This is a genomic window from Streptomyces sp. A0642, from assembly GCF_004795105.1.
Lineage (GTDB): Bacteria > Actinomycetota > Actinomycetes > Streptomycetales > Streptomycetaceae > Streptomyces.
The window spans coordinates 49,352-61,784 of record NZ_SSBL01000020.1 but is presented as its reverse complement, the minus strand read 5'-3'; the positions used below and the strand labels follow the sequence as shown (position 1 = coordinate 61,784).

General features: G+C 72.3%; 11 protein-coding genes. 7 read left to right on the top strand and 4 right to left on the bottom strand.

Going from position 1 to position 12,433, the window contains the following annotated elements; genetic code table 11:
* Window positions 1-13: 13 nt before the first annotated feature.
* Window positions 14-1,645 carry an L-glutamate gamma-semialdehyde dehydrogenase gene (gene pruA, locus E6R60_RS27285; RefSeq protein ID WP_136329334.1) on the top strand — a complete coding sequence of 544 codons (1,632 nt, stop codon included), beginning with the start codon at window positions 14-16 and terminating at the stop codon, window positions 1,643-1,645.
* A gap of 142 nt (window positions 1,646-1,787) precedes the next feature.
* Here the strand turns inward: pruA and E6R60_RS27280 are convergent, their stop codons facing one another.
* From E6R60_RS27280 to E6R60_RS27270, 3 genes are read right to left on the bottom strand one after another with little or no spacing between them, the layout of a single operon-like run.
* A complete protein-coding gene (locus E6R60_RS27280; protein ID WP_240802697.1) occupies window positions 1,788-2,999 on the bottom strand; it encodes a lysophospholipid acyltransferase family protein in 1,212 nt (403 codons plus the stop codon).
* A complete protein-coding gene (locus E6R60_RS27275; RefSeq protein WP_136329400.1) occupies window positions 2,996-3,856 on the bottom strand; it encodes a phosphatidate cytidylyltransferase in 861 nt (286 codons plus the stop codon). The genes E6R60_RS27280 and E6R60_RS27275 overlap by 4 nt, the downstream gene beginning before the upstream one ends.
* The gene (locus tag E6R60_RS27270) at window positions 3,853-4,425 is read right to left on the bottom strand and encodes a CDP-alcohol phosphatidyltransferase family protein (RefSeq protein ID WP_136329333.1); all 573 of its coding nucleotides are present in this window, start codon (window positions 4,423-4,425) and stop codon (window positions 3,853-3,855) included. Before E6R60_RS27270 ends, E6R60_RS27275 begins: the two co-directional genes overlap by 4 nt.
* A 100-nt stretch (window positions 4,426-4,525) precedes the next feature.
* On the opposite strand from E6R60_RS27270, the gene E6R60_RS27265 reads away from it, so the two are divergent.
* On the top strand, window positions 4,526-5,080 hold the full coding sequence (locus tag E6R60_RS27265) for a GNAT family N-acetyltransferase (protein ID WP_136329332.1): 555 nt from the start codon (window positions 4,526-4,528) through the stop codon (window positions 5,078-5,080).
* A gap of 542 nt (window positions 5,081-5,622) precedes the next feature.
* A complete protein-coding gene (locus E6R60_RS37855) occupies window positions 5,623-5,754 on the top strand; it encodes a hypothetical protein (protein ID WP_261991728.1) in 132 nt (43 codons plus the stop codon).
* A 70-nt stretch (window positions 5,755-5,824) separates the two neighbouring features.
* Here E6R60_RS37855 and E6R60_RS27255 read toward each other — a convergent pair whose 3' ends face one another.
* On the bottom strand, window positions 5,825-7,390 hold the full coding sequence (locus E6R60_RS27255) for a metallophosphoesterase family protein (RefSeq protein ID WP_136329331.1): 1,566 nt from the start codon (window positions 7,388-7,390) through the stop codon (window positions 5,825-5,827).
* A gap of 130 nt (window positions 7,391-7,520) precedes the next feature.
* Between E6R60_RS27255 and E6R60_RS27250 the strand changes: the two genes are divergently transcribed.
* From E6R60_RS27250 to E6R60_RS27235, 4 genes are all read left to right on the top strand, one after another.
* Complete coding sequence (locus tag E6R60_RS27250; protein WP_136329330.1) at window positions 7,521-8,561, top strand: 3-isopropylmalate dehydrogenase; 1,041 nt, start codon at window positions 7,521-7,523, stop codon at window positions 8,559-8,561.
* A 242-nt stretch (window positions 8,562-8,803) separates the two neighbouring features.
* Window positions 8,804-9,892, top strand: a complete 1,089-nt coding sequence (locus E6R60_RS27245; RefSeq protein WP_136329329.1) for a branched-chain amino acid aminotransferase — start codon at window positions 8,804-8,806, stop codon at window positions 9,890-9,892.
* Between the two features lie 168 nt (window positions 9,893-10,060).
* A complete protein-coding gene (gene ureA / locus E6R60_RS27240) occupies window positions 10,061-10,741 on the top strand; it encodes an urease subunit gamma (RefSeq protein WP_136329328.1) in 681 nt (226 codons plus the stop codon).
* Window positions 10,738-12,426, top strand: coding sequence for an urease subunit alpha (locus tag E6R60_RS27235; protein ID WP_136329327.1), 1,689 nt, complete (start codon window positions 10,738-10,740; stop codon window positions 12,424-12,426). Before ureA ends, E6R60_RS27235 begins: the two co-directional genes overlap by 4 nt.
* The last annotated feature ends 7 nt before the right edge of the window (window positions 12,427-12,433 follow it).

The following is a 12,433-nucleotide window of genomic DNA, read 5'->3' as shown; positions in this document are numbered from 1 at the left end:
AGCCACGGAAACCATGGACGCTGTCACCCAGGTCCCCGCGCCGGTCAACGAGCCGGTCCACTCCTACGCCCCGGGCTCCCCGGAGCGCGCCCGGCTGGAGGCGAAGCTCAAGGAGCTCGGCCAGAACCCGATCGACCTGCCGATGACCATCGGCGGCGAGAAGCGGATGGGTGGCGGCGAGCGCTTCGACGTCGTCCAGCCCCACAACCACAAGGCCGTCATCGGCACGTACGCCGGCGCCACCGAGCAGGACGCGCAGGACGCGATCGACGCCGCCCTCGCCGCCGCCCCGGCCTGGCGTGCGATGGCCTTCGACGACCGCGCCGCCATCATCCTGCGCGCCGCCGAGCTGCTCGCCGGCCCCTGGCGCGAGACGATGGCCGCGTCCACGATGCTCGGCCAGGGCAAGACCGCCCAGCAGGCCGAGATCGACTGTCCCTGTGAGCTCGTCGACTTCTGGCGCTTCAACGTGCACTACGCGCGCCAGATCCTCGCCGAGCAGCCCCCGGCCAACTCCCCGGGCGTGTGGAACCGCATGGACCACCGCCCGCTGGAGGGCTTCGTCTACGCGATCACGCCGTTCAACTTCACGGCCATCGCGGGCAACCTGCCCACCGCCCCCGCCCTCATGGGCAACGTCGTCGTGTGGAAGCCGTCCCCGACGCAGACCCACGCCGCCGTGCTGCTGATGCAGCTCCTGGAGGAGGCGGGTCTCCCCAAGGGCGTCATCAACCTCGTGACCGGCGACGGAATCGCCGTCTCCGAGGTGGCCCTGAACCACCGCGACCTGGCCGGCATCCACTTCACCGGCTCGACGCCCACCTTCCAGCACCTGTGGAAGACGGTCGGCAACAACATCGCGAACTACCGCACCTACCCGCGCCTCGTCGGCGAGACCGGCGGCAAGGACTTCGTCGTCGCCCACCCGTCGGCCGACCACGCGGTCCTGAAGACCGCGCTGACCCGCGGCTCCTTCGAGTACCAGGGCCAGAAGTGCTCGGCGTCCTCGCGCGCCTACGTCCCGGCCTCCATCTGGAACTCCGGTTTCAAGGAGAAGTTCGCGGCCGAGGTCGACGCCATCACCATGGGCGACGTCACCGACCTGTCGCACTTCATGGGCGCCGTCATCGACGACCGCTCGTTCGCGAAGAACAAGGCCGCCATCGACCGCGCCGCGGCCGACCCGGCGTGCACGATCATCGCGGGCGGCACGTACGACGACTCGGTGGGCTACTTCGTCCGCCCGACCGTCATCGAGTGCAGCGACCCCGAGAACGAGGTCTTCACGACCGAGTACTTCGGCCCGATCCTCGCGGTGCACGTCTACGAGGACGAGAACTACGACGCGATGCTGGAGCAGATGGAGTCGGTCTCCGACTACGCCCTGACCGGTTCCGTCATCGCGAACGACCGCGCCGCGGCCGCGTACACGATGGAGAAGCTGCGGTACGCCGCGGGCAACTTCTACATCAACGACAAGTCGACCGGCGCCGTCGTCGGCCAGCAGCCCTTCGGCGGCGGCCGCGCCTCGGGTACGAACGACAAGGCAGGCGCCCCGCAGAACCTCCAGCGCTGGACCCTGACCCGGGCCATCAAGGAGACGCTGGTCCCGCCGACCGACTACACCTACCCCCACCAGGGCTGATACCTGCGGGGCGCCGCCCCCCCCGGCGCCCCGCGACCCACTCCGCCTCCCGTCCGGTTCCCCTGCCGGCCGGGAGGCGGTTTCGCTCTCCGGGCGCGGTCCGGGCAGTACGGGAAAGCGTCCCGGCCGCCCCGGGCCGCGCTCACCCCCAGCCGTGCACGATCAACGACAGCCCCGCCGCGAACCCGCCGCCCAGCAGCACCAGGTAGCGGCCGTACTGGCGGCGGTGGCGGCGCAGCAGCAGGCCGAAGCCGGCGAAGGCGAGGCCCACCGTCAGGGTGCGCGAGCCGCGGGCCGCCGCCGACGCGGCCAGCCACTCCGGCGCGGGGACTCCGGCGCGGCCCGCCTCGGCGCCGTACACCTTGAACGGGATCCCGTTCCACGGCTGGTGGCGCACGGCCGAGGCGCCCTCCAGGGCCAGTTCGTGCCGGACCTCCGCCCGCATCCGCTCCGTGGTCAGCGGCGCCGGCAGGTGGACGCCGGCCGAGGCCAGGTGCAGCGCCAGCAGACCGCCCGCCAGGCTGCCCGCCAGCGCGCCGAGCGACATCTTCAAGGCCGCGCGCGGCACCGCCACGCACACCGCGCCGAGCAGCAGCTCCGGCATCAGCGGCCAGCTCAGGGCCTCGGCCAGCGCCCAGCAGAACGCCAGCGGCAGGCCCCCGCGCGAGGTGACGACCGCCGCCATCCGGCGTCGCGTCGCGGAGTCCCGCAGCGGCTCGCAGACCGTACGGGCATGCAGCGCGACCACCGCGTCGCGGGCCCCTTCCGGGGTCACGGCCGGGGGCAGCGGCTCACCGATCGTCACCCGGACCAGCGCCGAACGCAGCCGCCCGTGCTTGGGCAGCAGCCGGTCCGTGCCGGCGATCCCCACCGGCACCACCGGCACGCCCGCCTCCTCGGCCAGCACCAGCGCGCCCCGGTGGAAGGAGCCCAGCTCTCCGTCCTGCGCCCGGGTCCCCTCGGGGAACAGGACGACAGCGCGGCCCGCCCGCAGCTCCCCGGCCATCGTGAGCAGGTCCTCCATCCCGCCGCCGCCCCGCCGCACCGGGAAGCCCGCCGCCAGCCGGCGGCAGATCCGCCGCCGCCACGGGGAGGCGAACCAGTAGTCGGCCGCCGCACCGATCGCCGGGCTGTGCCGGGCGTCGAGTGCCGCGAGGAGCGCCGCCGTGTCCGCGTGCGAGGAGTGGTTGGCGACCACCACACAGCCGCCGCGCGGCAGCCGGCCGCGCCGCTCGACCCCGCCGGTGAGGCTCAGCACGACCCACCACAGCCCGCGCCGGAGCGCGGCGCCTGCGCGGCGGGAGCGGCGCGGGAGCACGACCCGGGCAGGAAGGTCCAGGAGCGCGCCCCTCACGTCATCACCGTCGCCAGGAGAAGGGCCACCAGCAGGGAGTCGATCCGGTCGAGCAGCCCGCCGAAGCCGGGCAGCCAGCTGCCCGCGTCCTTGACCCCCGACTCGCGCTTGACCATGGACTCGATCAGGTCGCCGAGCACGCAGCCGGCGACCACCGCCGCCCACAGCGGGAGGCTGAACTCGCCGAGCACGAGCAGGAGTACGGCCGTCGCGACGGCCGCGCCGAGCACGCCCGCCCAGGTCTTGTGGGGGGAGAGCGGCGACAGGGGCCGGGCGAGCGGACCGCTCCGGCCCAGCGCCGTGCCGCCGCACCAGGCGCCCACATCGCCGAGCGCCACCGCGAGGCCCACCGCCACGGCCGTCTCGCCGAGCGTCACCAGACCGGTCAGCGCGACGGGGATCCACAGCAGCCCGAAGGCGGTGCGGGCCGTGCGGGTGAAGCCCGTCCGGTCGTCCCCGGCCAGCACCGACGGCAGTGCGGCCGCGACCATCAGCAGGGCCGCCGCCCGCAGGTCCAGAAGGTGCGGCGCCAGCCAGGCCAGTGCCGGGAGGGTGACCGCGGCCGCTGCCAGCACCACATGGTCGCCGCGCCGCAGCCCCGCCATCCGGACGAACTCGCTCGCGGCGATCACCCCGAGCCCCGCGGCCAGCGCGTACGTCCCGCCGCCGCCCAGGAAATACGCCCCCAGGAAGACCGGAGCGACCAGGGCCCAGGTCCGCCACCGCCTGCGCAGCTCGGCGCGCATCCGCACCTTCGAGGGGAGGACCGCGACCGCGACCCCGCCCGCCCCCAGCACGCCCGCCACCAGCGGCACCGCCCGTACGGCGGCCTCCTCGGCGATCAGTACGGCGCTCAGGCCAGCTCCCTCCACAGCCCGGCCAGCCGGGTCGCCGCCGTGAGCAGCGAACCGGCGGCGATCACGATCAGCACCGGTACGGCCCAGCCGCTCGCCGCGGCGACCACGACCAGCAGGCAGCGCTCGGTCTTGCCGACCGGCCCGCCGTTGCGCCGGGGCGCCCCCGCCGCCGCGCCGGCCAGCGACACCCACGACGGCAGCGTCGCCGCGAGCGCGGCGACCGCCACCAGCCACAGCGGGGCGAGCGCCAGGAACCCCGCCAGCACCACCAGGTCCGCGACCCGGTCGCCGAGCTCGTTGAGCACCGCACCGCGCCGCGTCGTGCGGCCCGTGTCGCGGGCCAGGGCCCCGTCCAGGTTGGCGAAGGCGAGGCGGGCCGCGAGCAGCACGGCGACCGGAAGCGCCGCGATCCCGGTGGGCAGCCGGGCGAGGGCGGTTGCGGCGCCGGCCGCGGCGACGACACCGGCGGCGGTGAGGGTGTCGGGCGACACCTCCCGGCGGACCAGCGAGGCGCGAAGGCCGGAGAGCCGGTCCGCGTACCAGGGCTTGAGAGCGTAGAGGCCGTTCATGGGGTCAACTCTCGTCCGCCGCAGGGCCTTTCGACACGGTCCGGATACTCACCCGGTGGCTGAGTACCTGGTGGGGGCGGTGCCTGGGAGGCTGGGGAGCATGACTGAGCCGACCCTGCACACCGAGCACACCTGCCGGCTGGCCCGGCCCGCGCTCGACGAGATCCACGCGTTCCTGGACAGCGCCTTCGAGGGCGGGTTCAGCGAAGAGGACTGGGACCACACGCTCGGCGGCCTCCACGCCTGCGTTCGGGACGGGAGCGGGCTGCTCGCGCACGGCAGTGTCGTGCAGCGGAGGGTGGTCCACGCGGGCCGCTCCCGCCGCATCGGTTACGTGGAGGGCGTCGCCGTCCGTGCGGACCGGCGGCGGGAAGGGCTGGGAGGACAGGTCATGGCCGCGCTGGAGGAGGTCGTCGACGGGGCGTACGCCTTCGGGGCCCTGTCCGCCTCCGCCGCCGGGGCCGCGCTCTACACCGGGCGCGGCTGGACGGTGTGGCCGGGCCGGATCGCGGTGCAGGGTTCGCACGGGGTGGAGCGGCTGCCGGAGGAGGAGGGCAGTACGTACGTCCAGGGGGTCGCTGGGGCGGTGGTCCCCTCGGACGGAACAGCCGCACGGACGCTGGTCTTCGACTGGCGGGACGGGGACGTGCTGTGAGTTCCGCGTCCTCGGCCTCCGGAGGGGCTCGGAGCACCGGCACGGAGCGCATCTTGCCGGTGTTGCCCCCCGTAGCGGCTATTCCGAGGAAGCCGTCCACCGTCCGCTCGAACCCGTCGACGATCGTGACGTCCGGGGTGATCAGGCCGCTCCGCGGGTGCGGTACCACCGCTCCCGGACCGGAGCGGCCGACGCGTCACGTGGGCTGCGTCACCACCCCCGAGCCGCACGATCACTCGCCGTCCGGGCGCTCATCAGGGAGCTGAGAGTGAACGGAGGGCGAGCGCGCGTAAACCTCCGTCTCAGATAGTAGGAAGTCCGAGTAATTGTGGAGACAGACCGGCGTAGCTGTTCTAGCTTTGTAGAAGCCGAACGTCTCGCTTGATCAAGCGACTGGCGGTCGTGAGCGCGCGCCCCGAAGCAGGCAACCCCTGCGGCGCCTGCTCCCCGCCCCTTCCGGCGCCTCGAAATCCCTGATCTCGACATCACGTTCACGATTTTTCGATCTCGAAATCCTCGCGATCTCAAGGAGTCGATCCACCATGGCCGAGACCACTGTCCGCCGCCGCGTCCGCCACACCCACCGCCCGACCGAGTCGGAGCGGCAGAATGCCGCCGCCGCCCTGCAGCGCGCCCTCGACCGCAGGGACAACGGCGGCTCCACCGGTCACTGAGCCCGGGGCCGTACGTCTGCCGGCCGGCGTCACGTTCCTCAGCCGGCGTACGTCCGTCAGCCGGCGACGCTCAGCCGCGGCTGATCTCGAAGTGGTCGATGCGCTCGCCCGACTCGGCGAGCGCGGTGACCTTCATCCGCGGGTGCCGTCCGGGCTCCACCTCCACCGCGAGGAACGAGAAACCGGTGTAGCGCACCCGCGACCACTCCACGGTCTCGACGGCCTTTCCGCCGCCCTTGACCACGTGGTACGTGTCCACGCTCTCCCGGTCCGCGACATGCCCCTCGTAGCTGTCGGGTACCGGGAAGTCGTACAGCGCCTTGCCCGCGCCGCCCGCGGTGACGTACACGATGCCGTCCCGCGTCGGGTCGGTGCGCTCGCCGATCGGGACCTCGCGCCGGACCGCGTTCTTCAGGATCGCGTCGGTGCGCTCGTAGACGTGGTTGTGTCCGTTGACGACCAGGTCCACCTGGTGCTTCTCGAAGAGCGGCACCCAGGCGTCCCGCACCCCGCCGTCCGAGGCGTGCGCGTTGGTCGTGGAGAAGGCGCAGTGGTGGAAGAAGACCACCAGGAAGTCGATGTCGCGGCGCGCCCGCAGCTCGCCCAGGCGCCGGTCCAGCCAGCGGGTCTGGCGGCCTTCGCTGATGCCGAAGTTGGCGGGGATCTCGTACGAGACGTCGTTGGCGTCGAGCGCGATCACGCCGACGTTGCCGTGCGTGAAGGAGTAGGCGCCGGGCTGGTTCACCGGGTCCGGGCCGTTGTCCGGCAGGGTCCAGCGGGCGTTCTGGCCGCCGTAGCCGTCCGGCGAGTACCAGGCCTCCATGTCGTGGTTGCCGGTCGTCACCATCCACGGCACCGTCTTGGAGACCGTCTCGGTCTGCGCCAGGAACTGGTCCCAGGTGCGCGCGTCATAGGTGTCGCCCGGCCGCCCGGAGCCCGACGGGTCGGCGTAGCAGATGTCGCCCGCGTGCAGGTGGAAGGCGGGGTTCTGGCCGAGGATCAGCTGGTCGTTGCCGAGTGCGTGGTAGCTGACGCCCTGGTCGCCGAAGGCGGTGAAGGTGAACTTCTCAGCGCGCGAAGGGGCGGTGGTGAAGGTGCCGAGCGTGCCCAGGTTGCGGGGGTCGGCCGGGTCGAAGCCGTCGTGGCCGACGCCGTAGTAGTACGTGGTGCCGGGCTTCAGCCGCTCCAGGGCGGCATGGACGTAGTACTGCTCGGCGGCCGCGATCCTGCCGTCGTCCAGCAGCGGCGTCGTCAGGTGGCGCACCTCGGCGTCGATCCTGCGGCTCAGTGCCCACGGCTCGAGGCCGATGCGGACGTACGGACGGCGCACGGCGAACGGGACCTGCCAGGAGACCGTCATCTGCGTCTGCGCGTCGGCGCCGTAGGCCAGGTGGCGGCCGAACGGCGCGACCAGCGAGCCGTCCACCCGGGTGGTGCTGCGCGAGGCGGCCGCCGAAGGCGCGGCGTACGCGGGGGAGGCGGCGAGCGAGGTCCCGAGGCCGGCCACGGCCGCGGTCGCCACACCCGTACGCAGCACCCCGCGTCGCGTCAGCCGGGTGCGGAGGTACTCGTGCTGCTCGGCCATGCTCATGCGGTCGGCGAGCTTCTCGGGGATGCCGAAACGGGGGATGTCCATGGGCGACAACCTCCACCCGCCGCCTGACCGCACTCCGTCGGGTAGGTGAACGGTACACGTACAGCTGCCCATGTGTCCGTATGGTGGACGTAACGTGTCATGGGATGGGACGCGCAGTAGTGTGCCGGACATGTCTCGCAGCATCAATCTCGCAGTGATCCCCGGTGACGGTATCGGCCAGGAGGTCGTGGCCCAGGGACTCAAGGTCCTCAACGCTGTTCTCCCGCAGGATGTGAAGCTGGAGACCAAGGAGTACGACCTCGGCGCCCAGCGCTGGCACCGCACCGGTGAAACCCTCCCGGACGCGGAGCTGGAGGCCCTCAAGGGTCACGACGCCATCCTGCTCGGTGCGATCGGCGACCCGTCCGTGCCCTCCGGCGTGCTGGAGCGCGGGCTGCTGCTGAAGCTGCGCTTCGCCTTCGACCACTTCATCAACCTGCGGCCGTCGAAGCTGTTCCCCAACACGGCGACCCCGCTGGCGGGCCGTCCGGACATCGACTTCGTCGTGGTCCGTGAGGGCACCGAGGGCCCGTACACCGGCAACGGCGGTTCGCTGCGCACCGGTACGGAGCACGAGGTCGCCACCGAGGTCAGCCTCAACACCGCCTTCGGTGTCGAGCGCGTCGTCCGCGACGCCTTCGAGCGCGCCGCCGCCCGCCCGCGCAAGAAGCTGACGCTGGTCCACAAGAACAACGTCCTCGTGTACGCGGGTCACCTGTGGAAGAACACCTTCGACAAGGTCGCGGCCGAGTACCCCCAGGTCACCACCGACTACCTGCACGTCGACGCGGCGACGATCTTCTTCGTCACCCAGCCGGAGCGCTTCGACGTCATCGTCACCGACAACCTGTTCGGCGACATCCTCACCGACCTCGCCGCGGCCGTCTCCGGCGGCATCGGCCTGGCCGCCTCCGGCAACATCAACCCGACGGGCGCCTTCCCGTCGATGTTCGAGCCGGTCCACGGCTCGGCCCCCGACATCGCGGGCCAGGGCAAGGCCGACCCGACCGCCACGATCCTCTCCGTCGCCCTCCTGCTGCGCCACCTCGGCTACGAGGCCGAGGCCGTGCGCATCGAGGACGCCGTCTCCGCCGACCTCGCGGAGCGCGACGGCAGTGCCCGCAGCACCGACGAGATCGGCGACGCGCTCGCGGTACGCGTAGCGGGCTGATCCGACGACTCCCTCACGAAGCCGCCGGGTCGCACACGCACCCGGCGGCTTCTCCTGTGCGGCCCCGGGTGTCACCATCGAACCCTGGACCGCATTCACGTCATTTCGTGCACGGCCTCCCGCGAGAGATAATCGAACGGGACCGTGGCTTGCCGCGAAGCTCGGACGTCCTAGCACCTGTCCGACAGGAGCTGGCGTGGGCGTGGTCCTACACACACAAAACCGGTGAAGGACACGCACTCATGACGACGCCCACGATCGAGCTCAAGCCCTCCTCGAACCCGCTGTCCGACGCGGAGCGCGAGGCGATCCTGGTCAAGCCCGGCTTCGGCCGCCACTTCACCGATCACATGGTGACGATCAAGTGGACCGAGGGCCGCGGCTGGCACGACGCGCAGCTCGTCCCGTACGCGCCGTTGTCGATCGACCCGGCCAACATGACGCTGCACTACGGCCAGGAGATCTTCGAGGGTCTCAAGGCCTACCGCCAGCCCGACGGCACGGTCGCCACCTTCCGCCCGGAGGCCAACGCCCGGCGCTTCCAGTCGTCCGCCCGCCGCCTGGCGATGCCGGAGCTGCCCGTCGAGACGTTCGTCGCCGCCTGCGACGCGCTCGTCCAGCAGGACGCGGCCTGGGTCCCGGCCCACGGCGGCGAGGAGTCGCTCTACCTGCGCCCGTTCATGATCGCGACCGAGGTCGGGCTCGGTGTCCGGCCTGCCAACGAGTACCTCTTCCTGGTCATCGCCTCGCCGGCCGGCGCGTACTTCCCCGGCGGTGTGAAGCCCGTCTCCATCTGGCTCTCCGAGGACCGGGTCCGCGCCGTCCCCGGCGGCATGGGCGACGCCAAGACCGGCGGCAACTACGCGGCGTCCCTGCTCGCCCAGGCCGAGGCCGCGGCCAAGGGCTGCGACCAGGTCGCCTACCTCGACGCCGTCGAGCACAAGTGGGTCGAGGAGCTCGGCGGGATGAACCTGTACTTCGTGTACGGGAACAAGATCGTCACCCCGGCCCTGACCGGTTCCCTGCTCGCGGGCATCACCCGTGACTCGCTGCTCAGGCTCGCCGCCGACCTCGGCTACGAGCCCGAGGAGAACCGCGTCTCCATCGACCAGTGGCGCGACGACACCGCGAACGGCACCCTCACCGAGGTGTTCGCCTGCGGCACCGCCGCCGTCATCACCCCCGTCGGCACCGTGAAGAGCGCGGGCGGCGAGTGGATCCAGGGCGACGGCACGCCGGGCCCGGTCACCCTCCGGCTGCGCGAGCGCCTGCTCGACATCCAGCGCGGTGTCGCCGAGGACACCCATGGCTGGATGCACCCGCTGAACTAGTCCCACAGCTGCACTGTCCGCACGAAAGGCCGCGCCTCCGGGCGCGGCCTTTCGCATGTCCCTGCACGGGCAGCGTGTTTTGAGTGTCGCTCTAAACTCGGCCGACCGGGGTTCCCTTCTGCCCTTTCCACCGTTTAGAGTGCTGCTCTAAACAGGAGGTGCGACGACATGCGACTGACCCCGACCGAGCGCGACCGGCTGCTGCTCTTCGGAGCCGCCGAGCTGGCCCGCGCCCGCCGCGCCCGCGGGCTGAAGCTGAACGTCCCCGAGGCCACCGCCCTGATCGCGGACACGGTCTGCGAGGCCGCCCGGGACGGACGCCGGCTCGCCGAGGCGATCGAGGCCGCCCGTGGCGTGCTGGGGCCGGACGACGTGCTGCCCGGGGTCGCGGACGTCGTGACCGAGGTCCATGTGGAGGCCGTCTTCGACGACGGATCACGGCTCGCCGTCGTCTCCCGGCCGCTGGGCGCCGGCCTCGGCGACGAAGCGCCCGGCGCGGTCGTGCCGGGGCCCCCCACGCCGGAGCCCGTGCCCGCGGTACGGCTGGACGTCCGCAACACCGCGACCGTCCCGGTCTCCGTGACCTCGCACTTCCACTTCTTCGAGGCCAACCCGCGGCTCGACTTCGACCGCGCGACGGCGTACGGCATGCGGCTGTGCGTCCCCGCCGGATCCTCGGTCCGTTTCGGTCCCGGCGAATCCGTCGAGGTGGGGCTGGTGCCCATCGGCGGCGACCGCGTCGCGATCGGGTTCGCCGGGCTGGTCGACGGCCCGCTCGACGCGCCCGGGGCGCGTGCAGAGGCCCTGCGGCGTGCGGCGGCCTGCGGCTACCTGGGAGCAGAGCGATGAGCATCGATCCGTACGAGTACGCCTCCGTCCACGGCCCGCGCGCCGGCGACCGGGTCAGGCTCGGCGACTCCGGTCTGACCGTCAGGGTGGAGTCCGACGCCCAGAAGCCCGGGGACGAGTTCCTCGCCGGATTCGGCAAGACCGCCCGTGACGGCCTCCATCTCAAGGCCGCCGCCGTCCGCGAGACCTGCGACGTGGTGATCAGCAACGTGCTGGTCATCGACGCCGTGCAGGGCATCCGGAAGGTGTCCGTCGGCATCCGCGAGGGCCGGATCGCCGCGATCGGCCGGGCCGGGAACCCGGACACCCTCGACGGGGTGGACGTCGTCGTCGGCACGGGGACCTCCATCGTCTCCGGCGAGGGCCTCATCGCGACCGCGGGCGCCGTCGACACCCACGTCCACCTGCTCTCGCCGCGGATCATGGAGGCCTCGCTCGCCTCCGGCGTGACCACGGTCATCGGCCAGGAGTTCGGCCCGGTCTGGGGCGTCGGCGTCAACTCGCCGTGGGCCCTGCGCCACGCCTTCAACGCCTTCGACGCCTGGCCCGTCAACATCGGCTTCCTGGGCCGCGGTTCCTCCTCCCACGAGGCGCCGCTCGTCGAAGCGCTCGCCGAGGGAGGGGCCTGCGGCTTCAAGGTCCACGAGGACATGGGCGCCCACACCCGCGCCCTGGACACCGCGCTGCGCGTCGCCGAGGAGTACGACGTCCAGGTCGCCCTGCACAGCGACGGGCTGAACGAGTGCCTGTCGGTCGAGGACACCCTGCGCGTCCTGGAGGGGCGCACCATCCACGCCTTCCACATCGAGGGCTGCGGAGGCGGGCACGTCCCCAACGTCCTGAAGATGGCGGGCGTGCCGAACGTCATCGGCTCCTCCACCAACCCCACCCTCCCCTTCGGGCGGGACGCGGTCGCCGAGCACTACGGGATGATCGTCTCGGTCCACGACCTGAAGACGGACCTCCCGGGAGACGCCGCCATGGCCCGCGACCGGATCAGGGCCGGCACGATGGGCGCCGAGGACGTGCTGCACGACCTGGGAGCCATCGGGATCACCTCCTCCGACGCCCAGGGCATGGGGCGGGCCGGGGAGACCGTCCGCCGCACCTTCGCCATGGCAGGGAAGATGAAGGCCGAACTCGGCCCGATGGAGGGCGACGGGCCGGGCGACGACAACGCCCGGGTGCTGCGCTACATCGCCAAGCTCACCATCAACCCGGCCATCGCCCACGGCCTCGCGCACGAGGTCGGCTCCATCGAGACCGGGAAGCTCGCCGACATCGTGCTGTGGCGGCCCGAGTTCTTCGGCGCGAAGCCGCAACTGGTCCTGAAGTCGGGCTTCCCCGCCTACGGCGTCACCGGCGACCCCAACGCGGCCACCGACACCTGCGAGCCACTGGTCCTCGGACCGCAGTTCGGCGCGTACGGGGCCACGGCCGCCGATCTCTCGGTCGCCTTCGTCTCACAGGCCGCCACCGAGCTGGGGGCGGACGCCATGCCGACCCGCAGGCGTCGTGTCGGCGTCCGGGGCACCCGTGGCATCGGCCCGGCCGACCTCCGCCTCAACTCCCGTACCGGAGCGGTCGACGTGGACGCCCGCAGCGGTCTCGTCACGCTGGACGGCGAACCGCTCAGCTCCGAGCCCGCCGACTCGGTCTCCCTCAACCGCCTCTACTTCCTGTAAGCGTCCC

Coding starts and splice junctions, on each gene's coding strand:
- ureA (WP_136329328.1), top strand. CDS start 10,061: ATGCGACTGACCCCGACCGAGCGCGACCGGCTGCTGCTCTTCGGAGCC.
- E6R60_RS37855 (WP_261991728.1), top strand. CDS start 5,623: ATGGCCGAGACCACTGTCCGCCGCCGCGTCCGCCACACCCACCGCCCG.
- E6R60_RS27245 (WP_136329329.1), top strand. CDS start 8,804: ATGACGACGCCCACGATCGAGCTCAAGCCCTCCTCGAACCCGCTGTCC.
- E6R60_RS27235 (WP_136329327.1), top strand. CDS start 10,738: ATGAGCATCGATCCGTACGAGTACGCCTCCGTCCACGGCCCGCGCGCC.
- E6R60_RS27270 (WP_136329333.1), bottom strand. CDS start 4,425: ATGAACGGCCTCTACGCTCTCAAGCCCTGGTACGCGGACCGGCTCTCC.
- pruA (WP_136329334.1), top strand. CDS start 14: ATGGACGCTGTCACCCAGGTCCCCGCGCCGGTCAACGAGCCGGTCCAC.
- E6R60_RS27250 (WP_136329330.1), top strand. CDS start 7,521: ATGTCTCGCAGCATCAATCTCGCAGTGATCCCCGGTGACGGTATCGGC.
- E6R60_RS27265 (WP_136329332.1), top strand. CDS start 4,526: ATGACTGAGCCGACCCTGCACACCGAGCACACCTGCCGGCTGGCCCGG.
- E6R60_RS27255 (WP_136329331.1), bottom strand. CDS start 7,390: ATGGACATCCCCCGTTTCGGCATCCCCGAGAAGCTCGCCGACCGCATG.